Source organism: Phytobacter sp. RSE-02 (genome assembly GCF_040578655.1).
Taxonomy (GTDB): Bacteria; Pseudomonadota; Gammaproteobacteria; order Enterobacterales; family Enterobacteriaceae; genus Phytobacter; species Phytobacter diazotrophicus.
Genome location: NZ_JBEULY010000007.1, coordinates 222,468 through 248,235 on the forward strand (window position 1 = coordinate 222,468; position 25,768 = coordinate 248,235).

Below are 25,768 nucleotides of genomic sequence, written 5' to 3' on the forward strand. Positions count from 1 at the left end.
CGGTTCCCGGATGACGGCGCAACGCCTTGTCCGGGTGACCTCGCCACGATCGCGGGTCAACATAACCTTACCTTTCAGCGGTGATTGCTGCGGCTATTGCGCGCAAAAAACCCTCTGTTTTCCGCATGATGAGTCGAAATATTAGTAGTTTTCCCTCCGGGAAATAGAACGTATATTGACGCAAATTCATTCATCTTGTTGTCGATACTATGCCCGTTCAATTTTCATCTTTACCCGTGACCTTAGGCGTCACCGGACACCGCGATGTGCAGGATACAGAGCAGCTTCTCGCCCTGCTGGAGAGTGAAATCAGCGCGATTCAGGCGCGCTATCCTCATTCACCGGTCATGGCGCTCTCTTCGCTGGCCGAAGGGGCGGACCGCCTGTTTGCCCGCGTGATCATGGAAAAAAGATTACCGCTGCATGTAGTGTTGCCTTTTGCCAAAGAAGAGTATGAGCGTGACTTCACCGACACGGTGACGGAATTTCGCGAACTCTACGATTACGCGCAAAAGACCGGCGGTATCTACTGCATCGACACGGTGATCCCCGGTTCTGAATCGATGATCTCCCTGGATCAAAACCCGCAGGGCTCTCTCTACCGCGACCTGCAATATGCCAGAGCGGGTATGTACCTGGCGCAGCGTTGTCATATTCTTTTCGCGCTGTGGGATGGCGAAAAAGCCAGAGGCTTAGGGGGCACCGCGCAGGTGGTTAACTTCCGCCGCGAAGGGCGTATTCAGGAGCACGACCTGGCCGCGCTGAATGCCAGACTGCCCGGCATCAAGCGCTATCTGGGCCAATCCAACCTGCTGGATGTACCGGACACCGGCCTGGTGTGCCATATTCACGTGCGCCGTAAAGCGGGAACCTATGCTAACGGCGCCACCGCCCCTTCTGTCTCCTGGTATCCGCCGCTGCCGGTCAAAGGCCAGCCGGAGACGCCATCGATCCACGGTGAAGAGTCCTGGTATCGCAGTCTTGAGCGCCTCGATACGCTGAATGCGCGTATCACCAAAGAAGATGAGGCGAATGCCAGCCTCGGCGCATCGCATCTCTGTCATGCCGCTTTCGCCCATATCGACAGGCTGGCGAATAAACAGATGAAAGATATGCGTAAGGTATACAACGTTATCTTTGGGTTGGCGGCCATCATGGCCCTGGTGGGCAACCGTGTGCCGGGTGATGGCGAGCACTGGGTTATCACCTCGCTGAGCCTGTCGCTGCTCCTGCTGGTACTGCTTTCCGTCGCGCTCAGCCGCGTCCACAGTTCTCGCGCCAACCGCAATGCCACCGAACTGCGTGCACTGGCGGAGGGGCTGCGTGTGCAGAACGTCTGGCGTCAGGCCGGGATTGCACGCGCTGTTTCGCTACATTATCTGCGCCGCAGCCACGACAATATCGCCTGGGTGCGCCGGGCAATGCTGGCTGCGAGTATTTACCCACAAAGCGAGGCCAGCACGCTGAAAACGGCGATTAACGCAGTGAAAGAGAGCTGGGTGCGCGATCAGAAAAATTACTTCGAAAAGAACGTCCATAAAAAAGAGCGCAAGCATCGCCTCGCAAAACGCATGGCTTTCGGACTGTTTATCTGTGGTATCGCCATCACGTCTGTGGTGCTGGCCTCCAGCCTGTGGGGGCTTACCGATGAGCACCTGGCGCATACGCTCCATTTCTGGAATATGGTGGGCGAGCACCTGGCGGAGTTTTTGATCGCCTGCGCCGCACTCTGCGCCGCTTACGCAAAATTTCTTGGCTATGAAGAGGATATCGCCGACTACGAACGGTCTGCGGTGCTGTTCTCTACTGCGCTGGCGAAAATGGAAGCCCATTCGCCGACGCCGGATACCGAAGACTTGCAGGAAATTTTGTATGCGCTCGGTATCGAAACCCTACAGGAAAATGCACGCTGGGTGGCGCGCACCACCGGACGTGATGTGGAAATTATTGGCGGCTAACACATTTTAGGCGAAGGAATGGCACGATGACTCAGGCAACCACGCAGCGCGAAATCCGGGTATTTCTCTCTTCCACATTTCGGGATATGGACGCCGAACGCCACTATCTGGTGACCCGCGTCTTCCCGGAGATCCGCCAGATCTGCTATCAGCGGATGATCAATTTCAGCGAAATCGATCTGCGCTGGGGAATCACCGAAGAGGCGGCCCACAATGGCCGCACGGTGCAAATTTGTCTTGAAGAGATTGAACGCTGCCGGTCGCTTGGCATTCCTCCTTTCTTTATCGGTTTCCTTGGCGAGCGCTACGGCTGGGTGCCGCAGGCTGACGATCTGGCCGCCTACTGGCAGCAATCACCGGACCAGCGCTACGCCGGGCTGATCCGTGACGCACTGGAAGAAAATATCAGCGTCACGGAGCTGGAAATTCGCTTTGCGTTTCTGGCTCCCCCGCCGGATGTCGCCCCCCTCTCTTCTGCCAACACGCCGCGTGTGCAGATGTTTTTACGCGATCCGGCCTTCACCGCCACCCTGGCAAGCGCTAACGCACCGCAGGATGTCTGGTTTGATCGCCTGCCTGATGGCACGCCGGACAGCACGCGCACAGCACAACTGGCTTCCCTGAAACAACGGCTGCGTCAGCGTTTTCCGCAGACTATCGCTATCGACGGCTATGACAGCGTGGAACAATTCGGCGAGGCGGTAAGGGCTTACCTGCTCAGCGCCATCGATACGCTGTATCCGGCGGAAAATATGCCCAATCGCTGGCAACAGCGCACCCATGAACACGCGCAGTTCGCCGCCGTGCGTCGCCGGGCCTATGTGCCGCTTACAGCATTTCGCCAGCAGATAGTCAGCGAGCTTAACCAGGGCTGGATGGCCATTTCCCCGGAGCCCTGGCTGATTACCGCCCCGTCGGGGATGGGTAAAAGCGCCTTTTTAGCCGACTTAGAAAGCACACTGCGGGAGAAAAACCGGCAGGCGCCGATGCCGTGGGACGACGATTATGTGCCGCTTGAAATTAGCGAACTCCTGAGCCAGGACGATAACTATCGTGTATTCAGCCACTATATTGGCGCGGATGGCGACACGACGCTCGACAACTGGCGTAACCGGCTGTTCTGGTTTTTGGCCGAAGAGGGAGATAACACAGAGCCCGCTTCCGATGACCATCACGCCTGGCAACAGGTGATGGAAAGAGTTCAACGCTTCCGTCAGCGCGAGAATGCGACGCTGGTTCTGATTCTGGATGCCATCAACCAGTTTGATAAACCTGAGCTTGCGATTCACCGCCTGCAACAGCTTGAATGGCCTTCACGCGTGCTGCTGGTCTTGTCCGCCACGCCAGAGGTGCAGCCATTCCTTGAGCAGCAAAAAATCACCTGGAAATGCCACTCGCTCCCGGCGCTGACGCAGGAAGAGCGCGAAGCGCTTTGCCAGGCAAGCCTGAGCCTGGTCAGCAAGTCCTTGTCCGGGGAGTTGACCGGGCAGCTTATCAGCGCACCCGCCTGCGACAATCCGCTGTTTATGCACCTGGTATTAGAAGAGCTTTGCCTGCATGCCCGACACGAAGCGCTGCCGGAGAGACTGAGCGCGCTGCTGGCCTGTGCCGGGCCTGGCGCGTTGTTTACCTCCGTATTAGCGGCGTCTGGCCGTGATTTCTCCTCGAAACTGGCGACCCGCGCCGCCTGCGCCATTGCGGCCTCTCGTCGCGGGCTGACCCATGGCGAACTGTCCCGCATTCTGGCGATTTACCCCTCGCTGAAAGTCCCGGATAGCGAGTTAGTGCCGCTGCTGGCACGGCTTGCCCCGTATTGCCAGAACAGCGATGGTCGCCTGCGGTTATTGCATAACACGCTCTATCAGGCGCTACAGGACAATGATGAAATGGAAAGCTGCCGGGAACGTATTCTCGGGGAGACCCAGGACAGCAGCGGCTTTGCGCTGGCGGAACGCACCTGGCAGTGGCTGTCGCTCGGTGAGATCGATCCGGTCATACGCGAACTCTCTGAGGTGATGGCGGTGATCCGTTTGCACGAGGTGGATCCGGCCCTGTTACACACCGTCTGGCAGTTTAGTGGTATTTACGACGGGCGGCGTCTTGACCCCCGGTTTGAACAGACATTTGCGTGGAGCGCCCCGGAACCGGCGGTGCTGCAAAACCACCTGCCTGCCGCGCTCTCCATCTTCACCTGGTTACGTCAGAGCCGGGCGGAAACGGCGGCGACACAGTGGGCAGAGATGATTAAACCTGCCGTAGAGAACGAGAAAACGCCGCCAGGGCTGAAAGCGCACTTTTACAATACGCTCTCGGTGCTGGCGCAAAAAACCGCTGACCCGGCACTGGCAAAAGAGGCCATGGATCAGGTGCTGGAAAATCTGTTTAACCCCGGTGAAGCCGGAATGAAAATGCTGGCCGTAACCATGTCTAACATGGCGCAGCAACTCAATGCGGCGGGTAAGAGTGAACAGGCGCTGGAACTTTACCAAAAGGCAAAAGTCGCGGCCCTGCAACCCCCGCGGGACCCTGCCGTTCTGGCCAACATTATCATGCAAATCGCGCAGACTAAGGCCCAAAGCGGCAACACCGCCGAAACGGAACAGCATCTGCAGGAAGCGGTTGCACTCATCGAACAGATGCCGCCAACACCGCAGCGGCAAATTATGCTGTCATCGTTCTATCAGGAACTCGCCACCGTTTATCTGGTGGAAAAAAACTTTGCCCGCGCCGTCGAGCTCTATGACCGCGCCATTGCCGCGGTAGAAACAATTTACAGCAGCGACGCAACCGAGATACGCAAACTCGAGGAAAGTCGCAATCTGTTTTACCGCCTGGCCGGCGAGCACGGCCAGACAGAGTAAGCCCGCTTAGTGAACGAGCTTATTCCAGGCACTGCGTAGCTTTTCGCCCACGCTACGCTTTGCCTCTGTTTGCGCGCTTGCAGGTTCCGCCGGAGATTCATCTGTCATGGATACCGGCTCCGCTGGCGTTCCAGGTTGTGCCGCTGTTGACCATGTTGAGACGTCGACTTTTAGGGATGTCTGCCATGACGCGGTCGCCATACTGACAGGCGTCTGCCCCCATTGTTCCTTGCGACCCGTTTTGTCCAGCACGCCTCTTGCCACCAGCCATTGAAACAGCGCATTTTTTTCCGGGGATGCTTCAAGCCACTGCGGCTCCACCATGGTAAAGAGCGTGCGATATAAGGTTTCCGCAGCCGCATACTCGGCCAGAAAATAATGCATTTCTGCTGCCTCCGCCACGGACTGCGCCTTAAGCTCAACGTCACCATGGTTATGCTCAACACGAAGCGACATAATTTGCAGCAGCAATGCTTTCGCTTCCTGATATTTCTGCTGTGCTTTGTAAGTACAGGCCAGATTACGCATGACCTTGAGCCTGCCTGCATTCTCCGGTGCGAGCTTACTCTCCTGTACAGCGAGCCATTTCGCCCAGCAGGAGGCCGCCTCATCCAGACGATCCTGGCCCAGGTAGAGCATGCCAAGGTCATCAAGTAACCGTAACATCACCGGGCTTTCAGGCCGACTCAGTTCAGACTGCGTGGTCATCATCGCTTCATACAGCGGGATCGCCTTTTCATGGCGATCGTCTTCCATATAGAGGTTTGCCAGCGATTGTCGGGCAAATAGCAGCTCCGCCTGATTATCCGGCAGATGCTCAAGCAAAGGGATGGCTTCGCGCAGTTGCGATGCGGCGTCTTCAAGGCGCCCCATGGAATGGTATAACTCCGCCATATAGAACAGCCCGGCAATGAAGTCAGGATGGCCCGGCGATAACGATTTACGCCGGATGTCCATCATCTGCGTAAACAGCGGTTCGGCTTTATCGGCGTCGCCCTGACGATAATAGAGTTCTCCCAAATCGTTCAGACTTGTGGCGATATCGGGATGTTCCGGCGGCAAAACCGCCTTACGCAAGGCCAGCACTTCAAGCAAAACAGGTTCGGCTTCGTCGTAACGCATAAGCTCCATATAGAGCCCGCCAAGGCTGCGCTTTAAGCCGATGAGATGGGGATTGTCGCGGGCCTGCAGACGCGTTCTCACCGCCAGCGATTTACGCAGTAAAGACTCCGCCTGCTCATATTCTTCCAGTTGCTGATAACACTCCCCCAGACTCTGGGCGAGGTTGGCAAAATCGATACTGTTTTCGTTGCTCACCGCTTGCAGTGCTTCGCGCAACAGCGGCTCTGCTTTTTCCGGCTGGCCCAGTGCGCCGTAAATTCCGGCCAGGTTATTCAGCACGACGCCAATATCCGGGTGCCCTGCGGGCAACATCTTGCGCATCATTGCCAGCGCATCATGAAGCAGCGGTTCCGCTTTGTCATACTGCCCAAGCAGGCGATAGAAAAGCGCCAGGCTATTGATCGTCCCCATGGTGTTGATCACGTTAACGGGCGTGGCTTTGCGTACCAGAACAGCCGCCAGTTCACTCCAGCGCACACCAATCTGCCAGAATCCGCGTTGCAAAAACCAGGCGCTTACCGCGTTCATTGTGGGCGTAAACACCACCTCAGGGCGCCAGACATTCCAGTTTTCCACCAGCGCATGTAATAACAGCGAAAGGGAACTTCGCCCGGCGCCAAGTGTGAGCATTGCCTGCGAGGCCAGCTCCGGGTAGCTTTGCTGTAACGCGCAAAAGGCGTCGACATGCCCGAGGGTCTCCACCAATTGCTCATAATTTTCCAGCGCCATCCACTGGTATGTGCGCTCGGCCACCGAAAACGCATCCCGTTGATTAAACCGGGCCACCAGCGCCCGCCGGGACGGGGACATCAACGGCGACAGCGCGGTAAGCGTTTGGGTAAAGATGGTATGGGTGATACGCAACCTGCCGTCTTCGTTCAGGCAAAACGGCGCAATACGCGCCAGCAAGCGCAGCAAGGTCTGGTCGGCCATTTTCAGGCCTGACTGGTGCAGATGCGGTGCCAGCAGGACGGCTAAATCACTGTGTGATACCCCTGCGCGGGAAGCGGCAATCAGCGTCGTCGCATGGCTGGCAAGGGAGTATCCCTCCGTGCGAAAATCCCGGTCGGTTTCATTTAACAGCGCCAGGAACAGTTGCCCCGCATCATCATAAGTGAGTAATGCGCTCACCCGTGCCATCAGGGAGTCGTGATCCGCATGCAGGCGTAACTCTTCCATCACCAGACGCAAAAACAGCGCGTTACCGCAGGCGGGCGCGGCAACCAGTTGCCCGACTAAGGTCTCCGGCAGCTTTTTACTGTACTGGCGCAAAAACAACGTTATGGCCTCGCGGCGATGCGCTTCAGTCAGTTCCGGGAAAGCCAGCGTCTGCCACGTGTCCGGTAGCGGTTCCGTTGAGGTCACCACCAGCAATGTGCCCGGTAAGAAGCGCAGGCCATTGAGGCGGCGCATCCCCGCCTCCTGAGGGGAGAACTGGTTAATGGCATCCAGCAGCAGAATGATGGGCTTGCCCATCTGCACCTGCGCTGCGCTCACGAGTTCCGCAAACGCCGCCCAGCGCGCGTCATCTTCGGTGGGAACGTCAAGCGTGGCGGGCAGATAAGGCGTAAGCACCTGGAGCACCCGCTCACGCCAGCTTTCCGGCGTGTTATCGCCGTCCGCGCCAACGAAATGGGCGATCACCAACGCCGTGTTAAAGGTTTCAGAGGCCACCAGGTCTGCCATAAACGCACTTTTCCCCCGCCCGGAATCGCCGACCAGCGCCAGACGGTTCAGGGGATCGCGCGCCTGATCTCCATTCGGGAGCATGGCAGCAAGCCGGTCCTGTGCCCATGTCTCAACCTGCTGTTTAAAAGCGGGCAACGGCACATAGTTCTCGCGCCGGGAAAGCGCATAGCATTGTTGCGCATGTAACCTGAGTTGCCGCTCATTCGGCACCTCATCAAGGGGGAAGTGGGTATCCAGTTCGGCAGTTAAGAAATCGAGGATCTGCTGACCAAATTCGCTGATCGCCTGGTAGCCATCAACACCGATGCACTCCGCGTGCGTCTCTCTGATTGCCCTTTTCAGGGCCGCAAGCTTGCCGCGGGCCGCTTCTGTGCTTTCATAGAACGTGGCCGACTCTTTCCCGGCAAGAGAAGCCGTTAAATCCTGATGGCGAAAATAGAGCTGGACCCGCTGCCTGCTGACCCCCTGCGCATCGTCCATAAACCCAAAGCGCATCTCCAGCTCGGTAACGCTGATACCTTCCGCCAGCGCCGCTTCGATACGTCGGGCATAGGGGTTTTCATCCTGCGCCGCCTGGTGCCAGTAATTTTCCAGATCGTGACGCTGTGGTACCCAACCGTAACGTTCGCCGATAAAGCCAATAAAGAACGGCGAAATGCCCAGCGCACGGCAGCGGGCGATCTCTTCGAGGCAGATTTGCACCGTCTGGCCGTTGTGCGCATCCTCTTCGGTAATCCCCCAGCGCAGGTCAATCTCGCTAAATACCACCTGGCGTTCAAGACACTGCTGTCGAAACAGGGGAAAAACGCGGGTCAGTAATTCATGACGCTCGTTTTCCATATCCCGAAAGGTGGAAGACAAAAACAGGCGAATCTGGCGAGGCTGACTGGCTGACGTTGGCATTAGCGCTGTTCCATGTGGTTGGTCGGTAACATGTTTATCCGTAACGACGAATAAGGTTCCGGGCCTGACGTTTCACCGAATCATCGACCCGTTCTGACGCCAGAATTTTCTCCAGCGTGGAGATGCCCAAATCCGATCCATATTGGCCACCCGCCACCGCGCATCATCACCCACCGGGCGATTTTGGGTACGCAGAACACCATGCGCATGTAAAAGGGAGCGTATTTTTGAATGCAGAGACAATAAAGCGATAGCGCTTAACGAGGATAAATCCCGTTCTGAACAATCTGACTTATCCATGTATTTATCTGGACCCCAATGTCACCGCTACAAGATGGGCTGTCAGCCTGGCATTTTGCCCTTTCTGACCGGGTTCGTCATCCCCCCAGAACTGGTCGAAACGCGCCTTCCTGAAAACAGGGATTGTTACCCGCCCGCTGTTATCTGACAATGACAAAATATAAAGGCAGCCGCGCAGGGAGAGCCGCAGATGAAAAAGTATTCTTACCCGTATTTGTTGACTCTCGCCATTGCCGTTGTGGCGGCGATTTTTGGCTTTTTCGCCTGGCGCAACATGATTTATCGCCCTACCTTCCTGTCCCATGCGGCGTTTCGATATATGGTGATGACCGCGCTTGCGATGACGGTTGTCGTCTGTTTTGCCCTACGAAAACGCTTTGCCGCCAATATCAGCACACGAACGGAATATCTCAAAGCCTGGTGCGGTATGGCCCTGGGGATGGTGTTCGTTTTTTCCGCGCTCTTCACCACGCTCACCTGGCTGCTGCCCGGCGTTGAATCGACCTATACCGCCCCTTATCGCTACAGCTCTGGCGGCTCACGAAGCTGCTCCGGGGCCAGCGTCTATGACCGCGATCTTGATGAAGAGATCCGCATCTGCGAGCCCTCCGGCAATCTCTTTTCAGATAAAACTCTGCGGGTAATTAAGCGGACCAACGTGTTGGGCATGGTGGTGATAGACGCCACTACATTCCCCTGAGGCTCCGTCTGTCGGCCTGAGAAAGCATCAGCATATTTACCATTAGTGACAAAATGGCAATGGGTAATGAAATATTGCTGGTTTCGCCGGAGCGCGACTGCGCGTAGCATGATGAAACATCAGCATATATTTACCTGATTAATGCATTATTGATCATCGTCCTGAAAGGAATGCGTAATGACTCCTCCCTCCTTTGCTTCGCAGCAGATCGGCGATTTTCAGGTTACCGCCCTGAGCGATGGCAATATGAGCGCCAGCCTGGAACTGTTAAAGGGCATTACTGCCGCAGATGCCGGCCAAATCCAGCGCGAGGCCGGTATAACCGAACCCGGCAATATTCACATTAATGGTTATCTCATCCGAGGGCAGGGAAAAACGCTGCTGGTGGATAGCGGTACCGGTGGCTGGAACAATGTCGAAGGGTTATTCGGGGAAAAACTGCGCGCGCTGGGCATCAGCCCGGATGAGATCGATGCGGTGCTATTGACGCACTGCCACCCGGACCATATTGGCGGCCTGCTTGATGACGATGGCAGGCTGGTTTATCCGCGTGCGGCGATATACCTGCATCCTCTCGAAGCAGACTACTGGCTCGACGATGACAAGCTCCGGCAGGCCAGCGAACGTGCGCAGCGTAACTTCGCGCTGGCGCGCCGTATGCTGGCAGCCTGTGCGCAGCAGATTCATTATCTGGATGAAAACACCGATATCGCAGGCATCCGTCCGGTCTGGCTTCCGGGGCATACGCCGGGCCATACCGGGTTTCGGATTGATTCGAAGGGGGAGAGCTTGCTTTTCTGGGGGGATATTGTCCATTTCCCGCATATTCAGTGCGCACACCCTCATGTGACCATCGCTTTTGACCTCGATCCGGTACAGGCGGTAGCCACACGCCAGACGATCCTCGCGCAAGCCGCCAGCGAAAAATGGCTGGTCGCCGGGATGCACTTCGCGTCTCCGGGCTTTGCCCATATTGTGCCGACAGAGGGCGGCTATCGGCTCGTCTACCCGACGGCTGACTCACTATGATGTCCTTCCCTGTGACCCGTGTCGGTGGCTGGGAAGCGCGCAGGTTCGCCCTATTCTTCGACAACGTTATTCGATGTTACAGCGCAGGGGATGGAAGGATGTCACGTCTTCATCCCTGATAAAATCTCTCTCTGACACGTGGGAAAAACACAATGAAAAGCTGGCTTGTAGCGTTACTTAGCGCGGCACTACTCTCTCCCCTGGCCGCATCGGCTGACAGCACTTACGTCTTCTTTCGTCACGGCGAGAAACCGGACAACAACAGCGGGCAGCTCACCTGCAAAGGGTTAAACCGGGCGCTGAGTCTCCCCTCGGTGCTGCTCAAGCGCTACGGTAACCCGGACGCGTTGTATGCCTCAGCGCCGAAAGAGAAAAAAACCGGCAGCTCGCTGCGCCCGCTGACCACCATCACGCCGCTGGCGATTCAGGTATCCAAACCGGTGGTACTGCGTTTCCATGCTGATGACACCAGCGAACTGGTTTCCGCACTGCTGGCGCAGCAAAACCAGCCGCTGACGTTTATTTCCTGGGAGCATAAAAATCTGGTCACCGCCGCGAAAACGCTGATTACCCAGACGGGTGGCGATGCGTCGCAGGTGCCTTCATGGCCATCAGCGGACTTTGATTCGATTTATGTGGTTCAGCTTGACGCACAGCAGCATTTTAAATCTTTTACCAAAGATACCGAAGGGCTGAATGACGTCTCCAGCCAGTGTTCTGCCCCGGCGCAATAATCGGTGTAAAAGGAAATAGCGAGGGAAAGGATAACCTCGTTATTCCTTTTAATATGCCATCGTTTCTTTTATAGCAACACCAAAGTGCGATAAAAATGCGCGAAAGCAGAAGAGTAGTGCTATTAATAATTCTATTTAAAACAAGAAGACAATTCGGGATACAACAGCGCATTATCTTTAAATCAGCGCATAAAAATGGCCCGTCTCCCGTGCCGAATATCAAAACGTTTATAAGCTTGATTTAGTTTAAGGCGATGTAAATTTCGTGAGGAAAAATAGCGACCGAAATATATACCTGGAATGTATCGAAAAATAAAGCAAAAACAGAAAATCCCTTTTTCGACTTTAGCGCTGAGTCTTATCTGTATTCATAATGTAACCAGTAAAGACAGGGTGGTTAATTAATGCACAGAGCAATGCATAAATATATCGACACTTTCACTGATACCCTGCGTCTTTTCTTTTTTGGGTTTCTCTTTTTTTTCTGCCGCCCGGTACTGGCAGATGAGCCACACATTGCATTAAGCGAATATTTTATTGAAACCTGGTCGACAAAAGACGGCCTGCCACACAATAGCATCAACGCCATCGCACAGACGCGAGAAGGTTATTTATGGTTCGGTACCTGGGAAGGGTTCGCCCGCTACAACGGCAAAACCTTTCAGGTCTTCGAACGCGGCGGCGAAAGCGCCATGCCCGACTCCGGAACGCTGGCGTTTGTTGCCGGGCCAGACGGCAGCCTGCTGGTTGCAGGCGCTCGCGGCGGTCTCTCTTCCTGGAAAGATGGCATCTGGACACCCTATGCTGCGGCACCGACCATGATTGGTTCCGCCATGCGCGACAGTAAAGGCAATCTGTGGGTGACCATGCCCGGAAAAGGCCTGTTAATGCGCCCCGCCAATGAAACCGGCGCAACGCGAGATGTGCATATTCTCGATAACGTCACCGCCAACAAAAGCGTGGAAGACGCGGATGGCACTATCTGGGCCGCAACCGACAATGGTCTGTATCAGGTGGTCGACAATAAAGCGACCCCGGTGCCGCCAGCCAGCGGTTTGCCGCAAGTCCGCGCCTTTAGTTTACTGGTAACAGACGATAACACCTTACTGGTGGGTACCGAAGCCGGCGTCTGGAAGCGCGTCGGTGAAGATTTTCAGCCGCTGCACCCGGAACTTACCAACGAAGTGGTCTCTACCATGATGCAGGATAAGCGTGGAGATATCTGGTTCGGCACCATTAACCACGGCATATTCCGCCTCAGTCCACAAGGGCTGGAACACCTGAATATTGATAATGGTATCGTTCATAACCGCGTACAAAGCATCCTGGAAGATCGGGAACAAAGTATCTGGATTGGTACTAATTCGGGATTGATCCGCCTGCGTCGCGCGCCGTTTATCACCGTGAGCACCCGCCAGGGCCTGAATGGCGACTATGTTCGTACCGTGATGACGCACTCGGACGGCAGTATCCTGGTGGGCACCAGTACCGGGCTAAACCGCATTCGGAATGGGCGCGTCGAACAAATTAACTGGAATCAACACACGCAGCCGTCGGTACTGAGCCTCGGCGAAGCCACGGATGGCAGCGTATGGGTGGGTACTTATACCGATGGCCTGCTGCACTGGAAAAATGGCCAATTAACCCCGGTATTACAGCAATCTAATGGCCTACCCGGTAACGAGGTTCGCGCCATCCTCACCGATCACCAGCAGAACCTGTGGATTGGCACGGCGTCCGGATTGAGCGTCTTACGCGCCAATGGCACGCTCCATACCTACTCGGCAGATGACGGTCTCCCTGCCAGCTTTATTATGGCGCTGCAGGAAGATGAACAGCAGCGCATTTGGGTGGGTACTGGCGTGGGGGTCTCCGTTTTTCATAACGGAAAATTTGAGCACATCGATATTTCCGCCATGGAGAATGCCGAATATGCCTTCGGCTTTTACAGCGAACCAGGCTATATGTGGATGACAACCGACCGGGGCTTGCTCCGCTATCGGAGCAGCGATGGCGCAATCGGTATGGTGGGACGTAAAAATGGTCTGCCCATCGACAAACTGTTCCAGGTGATACCCGACAATATGGGGTATCTGTGGCTTAGCTCGAACCGCGGCATGATTCGGATAAGCAAAGCCGAAGCCGTGGATGTTATTGAGGGGCGTAAGCGGCAGATTGCCGTAACCACGTTCGGTGAAAGTGACGGGATGATCAGCGCGCAGGCCAATGGTGGCTCAATGCCTGCTGCCACGCGCGCCGGTGATGGCGGTATTTGGGTGGCGACCGCCCGCGGTGCCGTGATGATTCACCCTGAACGATTAGGAGAATTTAGCAAGACACGGTTAGCTGCGGTGGTGGAGTCGGTTGAGAGTAACACCACGCCGCTCGACAATGACTACACCTTTCCTGCCGGAACAACACGCATCCGGATAAACTACTCCGGGCTGGGCTATGTTCTGCCAGAGCGTATTCGTTATCGCACCCGTCTGGAGGGTTTTGACCCACAGTGGATCGATCGCGAAAACAATACGTCAGCGGAATACACCAACCTGCCGCCGGGGAACTACCGTTTCAACGTTTCCGCCAGTTACCCCAACGGCGAGTGGAATGGCACGGACACGGTTATCAATCTGCGCATTAACCCGTTTTTCTGGCAGCGGCCACTCTTTCAGGTGCTGTTAGTGCTGCTGTTTCTGTTGGCGCTGTTTATGGTCTTTTGCTGGTGCCTGAGGCAGGCACGCCGTAACGAAGAGCGTCTGCGCACGCTGGTTGCCGCCAAGACGCTGGCCTTACAGGAGCAGGCTGAGGAGTTTGAACGACAGGCCAAAGAGGATCAGTTGACCGGGCTGGCAAACCGTCGGGTCTTTGATAAACAACTGATGCTCGGCTTCGACGATGCCCGTGCGCATGATTATCCGCTGACGTTGGCAATCTTCGATATTGATCACTTTAAGCAGATCAATGACCGTTGGTCGCATGTAGTGGGCGATAAGGTGCTGCAAAGTATCGGGGTCCTGCTGCGTAATACACAGCAGGATGCCAGGCTGAGCGCCCGTTGGGGCGGTGAAGAGTTCACTCTGCTGTTCCCGCATATGCCGATAGCGCAGGCCACGGCGATTTGCGAATCACTGCGGGTTACCTTATCGCAGACGGATTATCGGCATATCGCCGAAGGGCTGCAGGTGACCGCGAGCTTCGGCCTGGCGGAGTCGTCCTCTGCCAGTGACAGCAACGCGTTAATTAAGCAGGCCGACCACGCGCTGTATATCGCCAAACAGACTGGCCGCAACAAAGTGGTTTGCTGGTCCGGCGAAGAGGAGAGCGCATCTGGTCATTTTCAGATTTAGGGTTTGATGTGGAATGAGAGACCCGTCGGGAGGCGGGTTTTGTGGCGTATTAACGGTTTAAAACTCAATTTGGCGTCCATATCCCGGCATTTTTCCCGTGTACGCCCAGGATCACTCACAGGTCGCTAACACAGCCTCTTTCTTGCCATAGTGGGCTGAGCATTTTTTTGCATCGGCAGGGACTTTAATTGTTGTGGTTTTATCTGTCCCTTTATAACCGCAGACCAGGAATAAAGACGTGTTATGTTCTTTCACATAGTCCTGATAATCTTTTAATGTCCATACCCACGCATCAAGCGTGTCTGGCATTACATCCGCTTTCTCTTCGGGAGGCCCCATAAAAAGACTGACGTAATTCATTGTGTATGTCTTATTATTTTCCTTTAACGTCTCAGGGCAGTTTATTTTTTCGGCCTGGGCAATACCTGAAAACAAAAACATGCTGGCGCTCAATAATAATGCGTTACTCCACGACATATTTGTCTCCGTTATTGCCATTCAGACACCCATGCTGATAGTGGGTTTCTGAACAAAAACCGCGAATCCATACCTGTGCTGAGAGACGTTATTCGCAAGCAGCTATAAGCTTACGGTTTTTATCATAGGCAACGGAACATTTTTTGGCGGTAGCAGGAACAATCAACTCGACGCTCTGCTTCGTGTTCTTATAGTGGCATATAAAATAGAGCGACGTTTTATGCTCTTTCGCCTCATCCTGATAATCAGGCAGCGTCCATACCGTCTCCCGATCGTTATCCGGCATCAGTTCGACTAAATCCTTAGGCGGCCCCACGAACAAACTGGCATCGTTTAAGGCGTGTGTTTTATCTTGCTGCGTTGGATATTGCGGACAAACCGTTGTTGCCTGAGCCGCACCAACAGATAAAAACAGCCCCGCACCGAGCAAAAGCGTCTTACTCCACAACATAGTAATTATCTCCATTGTTCTCCGCGCGTGGTGCCTTATGAAAGCGGATGGTGCGTTTGCTGACATAATGTGGCGTGGCCTCACGTTCACCAGAAGGAAGTGTCCGGTGGTTCATCCACTGATCCAGTACCTGTATGCCCGACGCATCCTGCCCAAGATAAATAGCGGCGTGGGAACGTCCGTCAGTATGGTTGCCATAGCGACCATCCGCATCAAACGTGGCAATCGCCGTACCGGGAGCAATGGTCATATTACCTTTAACTAATTCGCCCCGTTTCCATGCTACCGTGCGCGGCATATTGGCCGCTTTTTGTGTGTACGCCACACACTGACCATTACCTACAGACTGACCGACATACGCTAACGGTGTTTTTGCGATATATGCCATGGAGTTAACACCCGTAGAAGTTGAGTGATGACATTCTGCATCTAATGTAAAGATATGCAAATAGAGGACAAGGGCGGATTTTAAATTAAGAAAATTCCTGGCTGGCTGAGGTATGTATTATATATTTATCAACCGATTATATGAAAAGCGCGCCGTGATTGTTGACCGCTGAAAATGAAGACTCTGAGCCTGCCCTCCCCCTGATAAAGAGCTATTAATGGCAGGCTCAGCATCCCAGGACGGGATTACAGATTAGATTTTTTATCCGCTTTCGCGGGCGCGTTCTGTTTTGTCGGCGCGCCTAACGTGTGCTTAAACCAGCCGACAACATGGTCAATCACCTGCGGCTGATACCAGTGAATATCGCCATGCTCCGCCCCCTCAACCAGGACATACTCGGCGGTGTCTTTTTTGGCTTTCAACGCCTGATATAACTGCGCGCTTTGCTGAGGAGAAACCAGCGTATCCGCACTGCCGTGCATAATCAAAAACGGCGGTTCATGGCCGGTAATATGGCCCATAGGGCTTGCGGCAAGCGCTTTTTTCGGGTCGCTGTCGATGGTTGCCCCGGCAAAGGTGCGAAATGCCGCGCCGTGGACCAGTAACGCTTCGGTCACCGCCGCTGAGCGATGTACCTGCTGTATCTGTTCCGGGAAACCTTCGCCTATATTGAGCAAATTCGAGATGCCATAAATCGTGGCCACACCCTGAACGTCAGATGACTGCTCGGGGTAATCCCCCTTGTCATACTCTTTTTCGCCGTTGGTCGTTCCCAGCATTTGCGCCAGCCATCCCCCGGCGGAATCACCCAACACGGCAATGCGGGCAGGATCGATGTTGTACTCTTTGGCGTGCGCTCTGAGGTAACGTACCGCCGTTTTCCCGTCGACCAATGGCGCGGGGAATTTATCCGGAATCACGCGATATTCCGCGGCGGCAACCACATAACCTGCGTTCGCCAGCGCCATACGCATCGCGATGTATTTATCGTGATTGGCCGTCATAAAACCGCCGCCTGGGAAATAGATAATGGCCGGTTTCAGGTCATTATTGCGCGGGACCAACAGCGACATCCTGAGCTGCCTGAGCGCCACGCCATCTTTGACCTGCGAGTAAATCACGTTGCTGAATAAATCGGTCTGATCCTGTGACGGCGTGAATTTCATTATCTTTGCGCCCTCGGTTGATCCGGGCAAGGTATCGGCAGCGGCAACCGCCTGTGAAATAGCGGACGATAACAGCATACAGCCCGCCAGAATAAGGGATGTTGATTTCATAATGTCCTTCTTGTGTAGGGGGATTTTTCCCGATCCTGACGCAGGATATCATTCGAATTAACCGATGAATAACGCAAGAAGTCGATGTAATTGATGCAGTAATCCGATGATTCGCACCACAAAATCTCTGGCGCGGGTGATGTCATTGGCAAGCGCGTAGCATACTGAACCAAACGCCATGCTTTCACGGGGCAAAAATTTCGCCATGAGCGTGGCAAGTTATTTGAGGACTACCTTAAGACCCTCTAACTGATATGATCAGCAGGAAAATTCTCCCGCCCCAAAAACACCGAAGGGAATGACTATGTCGTGGAGTAAGGAAATAATTTCAGGTTGCGCGGTTTTTCTCTTTTCCTGCGCTGTTTTTTGCCGAAAAAGTCAACTGCCCACCTGTTTTACAGGACGGCAATAAAACATACCGAATGAATGTCGATAATGTTTTCATCGGGCCGCCAGAAGAAAGGGCGTCATTATTACCGGATACAGACGAAGAAATGGTATGGATACAGCAAAGATGAGTTTTACGCCTCCTGTGAATAAACCTGCGCATTGCCAGATATCGCCCGCTTAGCGGAACTGGCGATACGCCATAAACCATCCATAAGAGGTGAACAGTAAATTGTTCACACTCCGCAGTGTTTCATCGCATACAGAACATTTACTACTCAACATTTAATCAGCGTTTAAATAAACGGTAGCCCCATAGCACCAGAGCAGCAATCACAGCAGCCAGATCAGTCTTGATAAGCAACAGCGTAAAGGCGTAATTGTTCATTGCCTCTTCGCCGTCACCCGTAACAGAAATATGACGCATAAAAATATCGTTAGCCCAACGATCAGGGATCAGGAGGAGCGCAACAATCAGCACAACTATAAACAGGATAATTTTCATCTCACACCACCGAAAGGGATCATAACACAAGCAAAACGCGAAAAAGCCATGCTAATACGTCGAAGAATAGTGAGACGGTTTAATTTATAACAATTCATTGTTATCGACTCCTTGCAACGGAGAGTATGTCGATGAACCTTTGAAAAAATCATGTACAAATAATAATTAGATCCCTTAGAGTACCGCAAAATTCACAAAATTTGTGTGGAACCTGACCTTTATGGACGTAAAACTGCAACCTGCGATGGGAAGAGATATGCGCGATGAAATGACCACTCAACGGTGGTCGTTCTTTTTGCTGGGCTTGACTTTAGTGGCTCTCTTCATTCCAATGTTCCACCATAACTTATGGGGAGGCGATGATTGGGGGCCACATGTATTACGGCTGCAAGCTCTCAATGCACAACTTGACCATCAACAATTCCCTCCCCTTTTTGACTACTGGACAGAAAATCAGTACGGCTTATCGTGGGGAGCATTTTATCCCCCTCTGAGTACTTTATTGCTTTTTATAAGCAGACTTTTTCTATTTGGCTTTGACAATAATGCGCTACAGATGAAATTCACCCTGGGATCAATTATTCTAATCTCAGCATTTTCAGCATACTATGCAGCTAAACGGGAGTTTTCATCCGCAACAGCCGGCCATATCAGCGCAACACTTTTTATTAGCTCAAGTTATTTCTTATGCAATTTCTTCCAAAGGTTTGCTGTCGGGGAATGTCTCGCAATGGCATTTATGCCATTACTTATTAGAGGATGCAATGCATTATTAACAGGAGACAAAGATCGAAAGCTCATTCCTTTATCCTGCACATTAATACTATTAGCCAACATCCCTAGTTTCATCGTCGTATTGATTTTCTTTTTCATATTTTTGCTGATAAACATCAAAAAAATCATTACCCGTGAAATCATTATTTTTCTGGCAAAATCAGCTCTGGTCAGTCTACTAATTTCCAGCTTTTACTGGTTACCACTGATCTATCATATGCATTACTCTGATATCTTTGCATTCACCAAAATGCAGAAATCTTATGAATTTATAAATCAAACCAGGGTTAAATTTGTCCACGTATTACTTGCAACTAAAAACACAAGTGGAACGATTGGGTATAGCTTATTTCTAAGCCCTGGAATTTTAATTATTGTTTTATCTTTTATTGCACTATTCACTGATAAAGAGCGTACATCAAGATCTATGCTTCTGATCGCTGGTATTCTTACATTAATGCTATGCCCTGCTTTTTCATGGAACTGGATACCTGAAAAAATATCTGTATTACAGCTAATTCAGTTCTCATGGAGATTATTGAGTTGCATCACTGCAATCCTCTCCCTTTATGCTGTACTGCCTGTATTGCAATGGATGAACAAAACAAAAAGCTGGCTATTTATTTTACCGATACTCATCGCATTGCAAATCACATTCCCGATCCATGGTGCAATTTTTTCCACACCGCCGGAATTTAGTTCAAACATTTTATACCGTGATTATGTTAATAACAATATAAAATTCCCAATCACTCATGAGTCCCTCAATACAGCAGGATCTCTTGTTATTGAAAAACCGAATGGTTTTAATAATGGATATCCTTATTTTCAGGTTGAAGCAGAAAAACCATCCCTATTTACCCTACCTTATATTATGTATTCTGGTTATTATCTTATGGTTGATAATAAAAAGACACAGCCAATATATTTAGATAATGGTTTTATAGGCGCGAACGTAGAGAAAGGCATGCATACCATCGCTCTAGGATATGATAAAAATATTTACATCACCCCAGGATTAATTAGTCTTGCGATGCTATTAATTATTATCGTTTCAGAAACTCGATTGTATATACGACGACAGCGCTAAACACCTCTGGACGGCCACGCATAGTGATTTTTTCGTTGTTCATCACTAGCGTGGCACTACAAAAAAATGCTCAGCATGGTTCGAAGGTAGCGCAGAACAGACACATATTGTTTGCCAATAAGCCCATCTGATTGCCAGATACCTTCTGGTTTGACAATGAAGGTAAGGTCAACACCGAAGGTAACTGGCAGAGCGGGAATAAGGCCGTTATTTTTACCTACTCACACCAGGCTTAAAGCGTAAGGCTATCGCAATCAACAGGATGACGCCTGCACTCATGATGAGCCACGCGTTTGTCAGTGACGCACCGCTGTCGCGCACGATACCGGCGATTAATGGCATCAGCGCGGCAATCAGATATCCGCCACCCTGCACTCGTGACAACAGTTTCCCTGCCTCGGCCGGCGTTCGGGCATGATCAAATGTCACGATGAGCGATAGCGGGAACAGCGCGCCAATACCGCAACCAAGCAGCAATGTTGACACAACTGGCGTGGTTCCCGGAGAAAAGACAAGACACATCAACCCTGCCAGCAACATCAACAGCACGATGAGCAGCGGAACACGGCGGTCAGGAAAGCGCGTTATCAGCGCTGAAACGGCAAAGCCCGCTACAACTTCGGTCAACGTAAGCCAGGCCAGCATATAGCCGCTGCTCCGTGCGCTCCAGCCCGCCTGGATATAGAGAGGGGGAAGCCACGCCAGTACCAGGGTATAGGCACCTGTCCCGATGCCAAAAAATAGCAATAACAGCCATGTCCTGGATGACGATAATGTCACCTCTGCAAACACCGTTTTTTCTACCTGGCGGTGTCTGGCCCATGACAGCCAAAATATCAGGGCAAGAAGCGCTAACAAACCGGCTATTGCCAGCGTAGGCTTTAAATCAAGCCGGGTAAACAATGGCTCGGCCGTGGCGGCAGCCAGCGCCGCACCGGCCATAATTCCGGTGCTGAACAGAGACATAAATGTGCTGGCCGATTGTGCGTATTCCTTTTTTATCAGCGCTGGCATTAACGCCTGGATCATGCCGATACTCGCGCCACCCGCTAAAGCTGTACACATAAGCCCCGTGAGTGATGTGCTAAAGCCCCGGAATAAACAGGCGAAAAGCAGGATGGAAAGCCCTACTGTAATGCCCCGGACTGCACCGGTTCTGGCTAAAAGCCATGGTCCACTCAGCGCAACCAGCCCCATCATGGCGACAGGCAAAGTGGTGAGCAGACTGAATTCCGTGGCGGATAGCCCTGCTTCACGCTGTAAAACCGGAAATAACGGTCCGATGGAAGCCAGGATGGGGCGAAGATTCAACCCGATCAAAAAAGCGATAAATGCGAACATAAAGGGCGAAGATGCTATGCGTTTCAAAACGTAATCCTTTTAGGCATGTGATTGCTCCAGCAAAAAATGCGTAAGCATTTATCTTAACATTAAGATAAATGTATTCCTTGTGTAAGATGGACCGCACAACTCGATAAATAACCCTATTTAAGGTACGAAAATGCATGACCATATCGACTTCGTTGTCAGCCAGTGGGACAGCGCAATGCCTGAGCTTGACGCCTCTTCAATGAAAGTTTTTGGCCGAATGTTGAGGGTGATGAAGCATTTGGGGAAGATGCGCGCTCAGGCGCTGGAGCCGTTCGGCTTTCGCGACGGGGAATTTGACGTCCTTGCCACTTTGCGCCGAGCCGGCGCGCCTTATTGTCTTTCTCCAACACAGTTATATAAATCGCTACTGGTCACTTCCGGGGCGATGACGAATCGCCTTAACCATCTTGAAGAGCAAGGACTGATTGAGCGAATTCATGATCCCGATGACAAACGCAGCACACTGGTCAGCCTGACAGCTTATGGGCGAGAGCGTATCGAACAAGCGCTTCTCGTCCACACTGAAACGCAAAACGCGATACTGGCCAACCTCTCCCAGGCTAAACGGGAGCAGCTTGAATCATTATTAAGGGAGTTGCTGCTGACATTTCCGGGCTGAGATTGCGGCTCCCGCTCATATCTAATGGCCGGGTAATTAAAGGCCCGCTCATGGGCACCTCTCTTTAAGCCATCGTTAAATGGCTCTGAGGTGTCTGTTGAATTCGAGGCGATTCACTATTGCCAGATTTTCGACAACAACGGCCAACTCGACAGGGACTGCGTACTGATAGTTTGCTTAGCGGAAGACCCCATAGGGATTACCTCGTTTAATAACTTCTATTAAGATTAAAATAGCAATGTCGATAAAAGCATCACTTCTTATTTCGCAGGCAGCGCTCCCGAATAGTGCTTTGCTACGATATCGTTCAGATCCATAGGCTTGAACGTGATTCCAGTTAATAACAGGAAATAAAAAACGGGCTGCAAATTACAGTATACATACTTTGAACTGGTTTCAGGAAACATAGGGAGAATTTGAAATGGTGTCGATAATAGGAACAGATACAACATTTAAGTTATTGTTTTAATTCATTAAATGAAAAACACTTAAGAGATGTGCCCCCTAAAATGCCCCATTGGAAAACTACGATCACATGACTAAGTTAGATTATAAGTCGGCAAATATATCGAGGGACGTATCGTAACCGCATATTAAGAACCGACATTTGTAAAATAACTTCTTAAATTGCTCCCAATAAAAAACACTAGATCAGATTTCATATTTAGAGATTGCATCTATCACTTTCGCGCCATACCGACTAATCATCGATTGGTAAAAACTGTGCTCAATAAATTTTGCATATCCTAATTCCCCTTTCAGGGTAAGTATTTCTTTTGAAGACAATACGCCTTTAACGTAGTGATGTATTTTACTTCTTAACAGTCGCTTTCTTTCTCTCCCCAAAGAAAGACGCCCCTCAGTAGTTATAGTTACTCCAGTTATATGGCGATTAAACTTCCTAGAAGAAAAAACTGTCTTTTCATGATTTATTTTTATATTTCTTAAGTTAACTTCATTGAGTATTTCTCGCACTAACTTAGGCATATTGAATAACACCCCCTTTTCTTTAGTGCTAAATGTCAAATCATCCGCATATCTCGAATACTCCACTCCTAATGCTGCACATTTTTTTGCCATTTTATCATCAAAAAAATACATAACCACATTCGAAATTTTAGGCGATGATGGAGCACCAATACTCAGCCTAAGAGGGCTGCTTCTTCTAAGTTTCCAGAAGAAAAGATTTTCAATCACAAATACATCCGTTTGATTTAGTTCAATACCAAACTCTTTTAAATTTCCCAGAAGATTAAATGGTTTAATACTTAGAAAGAAATTCTTGAAGTCCATTTTAAGTAAGTAATCATTAGAACAATGAATCAAAGCATTAGCTTTAATACCTTTCATAGATTCATATGCGAAAGCACTTTCATGCACTATTAATTCACTAGACATATACTTTAAGACAGCGCGTTGCAAAGACTTAACCTGTCTTGCCGGTTGAGCTATTAATCTATAATCTTTACCATTCCGTTTAGATATATGGTATTTTTTATATCGTCTCGGGATCGTAACAATATATCTCTTTGCTTCTTCATCACTGAGGAAAAGACCGTTAGCAATATACTTTAATAATTCCATATCAAGCCCCTCCTCGTAGAATGTTTATTTGATTTAGTGCGTTCTTTCTTTTTTTAGCTGTCTCATCCATCTCTTTTGCGTCCATGCTAAGGTATGATTGCCGAATTGCGACCTTGATATTCATAGAATCTTTTATTTTACCGCTGGCGCTAATACCAAATTTAAGCTTGCTTTCTCTACGCCCTCGAGAATAATAATAGTCAGTACCGCTATATGACAATGAAGATGTTAAATTCATTTTGCTAAGCAAATAAAGCAAACGGGATATAACTTTTTGTGGTACATCTATATCCATACAATATAGCGCCCACTCTATTTCTGTTTTTTTAATAGGTTCAGATAGTAGTATTATTTCATAGATTAAAATAGCCAAATGCCCAGTATTTTCAGAATTGTATCGTTCTGTTTTTTTTACCCTTTTAAGCCGCGAATATATATCGTGATAAATTAATTCCGCTTCATCGTATTTCATGCTATCTATTTTTGGCCACGGATAAACCGACACCGAAGCATCATCAATTTTTTTAAGATACTCCAAGGGTCCTAAATATATAAAAGAGGATCTTGGAGGGATCTTCCTTGCCTTGTTACCTTCAATTTCTTCAAGTGGAGCTACAATATGTAATTTCTGAGCAAGCGATTTTTTATTAACAAAAAGACCTAATTCAACTAAAGAGCCAGCACTTTCTAAACAAATTACAACAAGCGTTGATATATTTGCAATGTCATCCTCAAAACTCATCAAATCTGAATATGCACCATCTTTGAAATAATCATGAAAATTTTCGGCCAAAACAAGAGAATCAGATAAATCAGGGTTATGCCCAGCTACATAGGTAAATATGTGATCTCGTACACTAATGGGCTTCGCATTAATCGGTCCACCACAAACGAAAATAATTGGCGGCATAAATTGAACAATGAAGTTTGAATATTGCAAATCTCCAAATTGCTCTTGTAATGCGTTCATGTACGCAGAATCACTCACCCCTGTGACCCCCTTCTTCTAAAAGAAAAGGTGGCTAACTAGCCACCTTCAATCCCTTTACCTAAAGGATGCGCTTTAGACTTTCAGTAAGCTCCTGAAATGAAACGCAGTGGAATGAAGGATCTTGCTGAAAGTGCTAAAGCGCAACCCTAAATGTCCACAATAAGTTAGTGTCTGGCGAAACGCCCGACAAGGATAAACCTGTTATCCCACGCGTAAAGGCAGAATTAGGATAGCAAAAAAAAGAGAATGATCAATGGATAACCAGCCCAAATATCACAATCCCATCTAAGCGATGGTACTTACCGTTATCTCACGCAAAATTCATTAAAGCCGCAAAAACGGCGCTATACCGCACCCGCCTGCCACTTTCATATCAGTAAAATTTTTCAGTTTTGTTTTTCTACAAACGGGTAAGCCAGCCCGCGCCAGTACAGGCTCTCTGACATAAACCTCAGACTGAAAAAATTGAAACGGATTTCAGTTTTTTTCAGTTTCAGCAATTCCAGTACTTGCGCAATTTTTCCAGGTAATTGTTTCAGAAGGAATTTTTTATTTTATGTCACGATTCAGGAAGAGACAGCACTGAACGCGAAAATAATAAATAGAGTAGATTTAATGAGTTACCACAAAAAGAGACTGAAAAAGTTTCTGACCAAATAATCAATGCCGGGCACACTTCCGGGTCCCTTGAGAGCGCTGGGGCTGGTGGTAAAGACCGCCTCCATCATCTGCGAGCTTATAGCTCTTCTCTTGTCCTTTAGCAGCTTCAACCTTGCGGGAATGAAGCATAATTGATGGCACATTTCCTGAACCGAACAGTAGATGCCCCCGATTGTGCCCCCAACAGCATGTTGATTTCAATAGATAGGGGTTGACTTCAAACGACTGAAAACAGCTTAACTTCTATGTTTTTAAAGGGTTTTATTGAGGTGAGTTGACTTGAGAATACCAGGGGATGGTGCGATAATAGGAACAATACCTATATCCTATTAATATGATTAATAATATAAATTACCTGTTTCATCTTTGGTGATACCCCCAAAGATACCCCCAATGGATTTTGTGTCCTGTTTAGGCGGGTGTTTTTTAACCAACTTAATGCTTCATCCTGAAGGCTTCGGCTATCATCATCTTCGGGATCAATGTTGGCTTGAAAATCCTGATACTCATTCCGTGAACTCGGTCAGATCCTTGTCAGAGGCGTTTTGCAG

At 50.6% G+C, this 25,768-nt stretch carries 18 protein-coding genes; 9 read left to right on the forward strand and 9 right to left on the reverse strand.

The annotated features are described in order from the left end of the window. Nucleotides 1–209: 209 nt before the first annotated feature. Both ABU190_RS16630 and ABU190_RS16635 read left to right on the forward strand, forming a co-directional pair. On the forward strand, nt 210–1,958 hold the full coding sequence (locus ABU190_RS16630) for a hypothetical protein (RefSeq protein ID WP_354691878.1): 1,749 nt from the start codon (nt 210–212) through the stop codon (nt 1,956–1,958). A gap of 26 nt (nt 1,959–1,984) precedes the next feature. Continuing rightward, on the forward strand, nt 1,985–4,819 hold the full coding sequence (locus ABU190_RS16635; RefSeq protein WP_354691879.1) for a DUF4062 domain-containing protein: 2,835 nt from the start codon (nt 1,985–1,987) through the stop codon (nt 4,817–4,819). A gap of 6 nt (nt 4,820–4,825) precedes the next feature. On the opposite strand, the gene ABU190_RS16640 is transcribed toward ABU190_RS16635, so the two are convergent. Beyond that, nucleotides 4,826–8,533: a tetratricopeptide repeat protein gene (locus ABU190_RS16640; protein ID WP_354691880.1), complete on the reverse strand. Its 3,708-nt coding sequence runs from the start codon at nt 8,531–8,533 to the stop codon at nt 4,826–4,828. A gap of 490 nt (nt 8,534–9,023) precedes the next feature. On the opposite strand from ABU190_RS16640, the gene ABU190_RS16645 reads away from it, so the two are divergent. The 4 genes from ABU190_RS16645 (at nt 9,024) to ABU190_RS16660 (ending at nt 14,643) form a co-directional block, all read left to right on the forward strand. Then, nucleotides 9,024–9,533, forward strand: a complete 510-nt coding sequence (locus ABU190_RS16645) for a hypothetical protein (protein WP_354691881.1) — start codon at nt 9,024–9,026, stop codon at nt 9,531–9,533. A gap of 177 nt (nt 9,534–9,710) precedes the next feature. After that, a complete protein-coding gene (locus tag ABU190_RS16650; protein WP_354691882.1) occupies nt 9,711–10,562 on the forward strand; it encodes an MBL fold metallo-hydrolase in 852 nt (283 codons plus the stop codon). Nucleotides 10,563–10,714: 152 nt separating this feature from the next. Then, nucleotides 10,715–11,296, forward strand: coding sequence for a histidine phosphatase family protein (locus tag ABU190_RS16655; protein WP_354691883.1), 582 nt, complete (start codon nt 10,715–10,717; stop codon nt 11,294–11,296). 404 nt (nt 11,297–11,700) lie between these two features. After that, the gene (locus ABU190_RS16660; protein WP_354691884.1) at nt 11,701–14,643 is read left to right on the forward strand and encodes a two-component regulator propeller domain-containing protein; all 2,943 of its coding nucleotides are present in this window, start codon (nt 11,701–11,703) and stop codon (nt 14,641–14,643) included. A 111-nt stretch (nt 14,644–14,754) separates the two neighbouring features. Here the strand turns inward: ABU190_RS16660 and ABU190_RS16665 are convergent, their stop codons facing one another. The 4 genes from ABU190_RS16665 to ABU190_RS16680 form a co-directional block, all read right to left on the reverse strand. After that, nucleotides 14,755–15,120 (reverse strand): STY0301 family protein, encoded by a 366-nt coding sequence (locus ABU190_RS16665; protein WP_354691885.1) that lies wholly within the window; start codon nt 15,118–15,120, stop codon nt 14,755–14,757. A gap of 88 nt (nt 15,121–15,208) precedes the next feature. After that, entirely contained in the window at nt 15,209–15,571 is a 363-nt protein-coding gene (locus ABU190_RS16670) for an STY0301 family protein (protein ID WP_071195890.1), read from the reverse strand. Further along, the gene (locus ABU190_RS16675; RefSeq protein WP_085006185.1) at nt 15,558–15,959 is read right to left on the reverse strand and encodes a BPSL0067 family protein; all 402 of its coding nucleotides are present in this window, start codon (nt 15,957–15,959) and stop codon (nt 15,558–15,560) included. Before ABU190_RS16675 ends, ABU190_RS16670 begins: the two co-directional genes overlap by 14 nt. 245 nt (nt 15,960–16,204) lie before the next feature. Further along, nucleotides 16,205–17,236 carry an alpha/beta hydrolase gene (locus ABU190_RS16680; RefSeq protein ID WP_354691886.1) on the reverse strand — a complete coding sequence of 344 codons (1,032 nt, stop codon included), beginning with the start codon at nt 17,234–17,236 and terminating at the stop codon, nt 16,205–16,207. A gap of 359 nt (nt 17,237–17,595) precedes the next feature. On the opposite strand from ABU190_RS16680, the gene ABU190_RS16685 reads away from it, so the two are divergent. Next, nucleotides 17,596–17,754 (forward strand): STY0301 family protein, encoded by a 159-nt coding sequence (locus tag ABU190_RS16685; protein ID WP_354691917.1) that lies wholly within the window; start codon nt 17,596–17,598, stop codon nt 17,752–17,754. A gap of 158 nt (nt 17,755–17,912) precedes the next feature. Here the strand turns inward: ABU190_RS16685 and ABU190_RS16690 are convergent, their stop codons facing one another. Further along, nucleotides 17,913–18,128 (reverse strand): hypothetical protein, encoded by a 216-nt coding sequence (locus tag ABU190_RS16690; RefSeq protein WP_354691887.1) that lies wholly within the window; start codon nt 18,126–18,128, stop codon nt 17,913–17,915. A 220-nt stretch (nt 18,129–18,348) separates the two neighbouring features. On the opposite strand from ABU190_RS16690, the gene ABU190_RS16695 reads away from it, so the two are divergent. Continuing rightward, complete coding sequence (locus ABU190_RS16695) at nt 18,349–19,992, forward strand: hypothetical protein (protein ID WP_354691888.1); 1,644 nt, start codon at nt 18,349–18,351, stop codon at nt 19,990–19,992. Between the two features lie 213 nt (nt 19,993–20,205). Here the strand turns inward: ABU190_RS16695 and ABU190_RS16700 are convergent, their stop codons facing one another. Beyond that, the gene (locus ABU190_RS16700; RefSeq protein ID WP_354691889.1) at nt 20,206–21,360 is read right to left on the reverse strand and encodes an MFS transporter; all 1,155 of its coding nucleotides are present in this window, start codon (nt 21,358–21,360) and stop codon (nt 20,206–20,208) included. Between the two features lie 133 nt (nt 21,361–21,493). On the opposite strand from ABU190_RS16700, the gene ABU190_RS16705 reads away from it, so the two are divergent. Continuing rightward, on the forward strand, nt 21,494–21,982 hold the full coding sequence (locus ABU190_RS16705) for a MarR family transcriptional regulator (RefSeq protein WP_271851441.1): 489 nt from the start codon (nt 21,494–21,496) through the stop codon (nt 21,980–21,982). A gap of 651 nt (nt 21,983–22,633) precedes the next feature. On the opposite strand, the gene ABU190_RS16710 is transcribed toward ABU190_RS16705, so the two are convergent. Then, entirely contained in the window at nt 22,634–23,566 is a 933-nt protein-coding gene (locus ABU190_RS16710; RefSeq protein ID WP_354691890.1) for a retron St85 family RNA-directed DNA polymerase, read from the reverse strand. A 1-nt stretch (nt 23,567) separates the two neighbouring features. Continuing rightward, nucleotides 23,568–24,536, reverse strand: a complete 969-nt coding sequence (locus tag ABU190_RS16715) for a retron St85 family effector protein (RefSeq protein ID WP_354691891.1) — start codon at nt 24,534–24,536, stop codon at nt 23,568–23,570. Nucleotides 24,537–25,768: the final 1,232 nt, after the last annotated feature.

Coding starts and splice junctions, on each gene's coding strand:
- ABU190_RS16630 (WP_354691878.1), top strand. CDS start 210: ATGCCCGTTCAATTTTCATCTTTACCCGTGACCTTAGGCGTCACCGGA.
- ABU190_RS16635 (WP_354691879.1), top strand. CDS start 1,985: ATGACTCAGGCAACCACGCAGCGCGAAATCCGGGTATTTCTCTCTTCC.
- ABU190_RS16640 (WP_354691880.1), bottom strand. CDS start 8,533: ATGCCAACGTCAGCCAGTCAGCCTCGCCAGATTCGCCTGTTTTTGTCT.
- ABU190_RS16645 (WP_354691881.1), top strand. CDS start 9,024: ATGAAAAAGTATTCTTACCCGTATTTGTTGACTCTCGCCATTGCCGTT.
- ABU190_RS16650 (WP_354691882.1), top strand. CDS start 9,711: ATGACTCCTCCCTCCTTTGCTTCGCAGCAGATCGGCGATTTTCAGGTT.
- ABU190_RS16655 (WP_354691883.1), top strand. CDS start 10,715: ATGAAAAGCTGGCTTGTAGCGTTACTTAGCGCGGCACTACTCTCTCCC.
- ABU190_RS16660 (WP_354691884.1), top strand. CDS start 11,701: ATGCACAGAGCAATGCATAAATATATCGACACTTTCACTGATACCCTG.
- ABU190_RS16665 (WP_354691885.1), bottom strand. CDS start 15,120: ATGTCGTGGAGTAACGCATTATTATTGAGCGCCAGCATGTTTTTGTTT.
- ABU190_RS16670 (WP_071195890.1), bottom strand. CDS start 15,571: ATGTTGTGGAGTAAGACGCTTTTGCTCGGTGCGGGGCTGTTTTTATCT.
- ABU190_RS16675 (WP_085006185.1), bottom strand. CDS start 15,959: ATGGCATATATCGCAAAAACACCGTTAGCGTATGTCGGTCAGTCTGTA.
- ABU190_RS16680 (WP_354691886.1), bottom strand. CDS start 17,236: ATGAAATCAACATCCCTTATTCTGGCGGGCTGTATGCTGTTATCGTCC.
- ABU190_RS16690 (WP_354691887.1), bottom strand. CDS start 18,128: ATGAAAATTATCCTGTTTATAGTTGTGCTGATTGTTGCGCTCCTCCTG.
- ABU190_RS16695 (WP_354691888.1), top strand. CDS start 18,349: ATGGACGTAAAACTGCAACCTGCGATGGGAAGAGATATGCGCGATGAA.
- ABU190_RS16705 (WP_271851441.1), top strand. CDS start 21,494: ATGCATGACCATATCGACTTCGTTGTCAGCCAGTGGGACAGCGCAATG.
- ABU190_RS16710 (WP_354691890.1), bottom strand. CDS start 23,566: ATGGAATTATTAAAGTATATTGCTAACGGTCTTTTCCTCAGTGATGAA.
- ABU190_RS16715 (WP_354691891.1), bottom strand. CDS start 24,536: ATGAACGCATTACAAGAGCAATTTGGAGATTTGCAATATTCAAACTTC.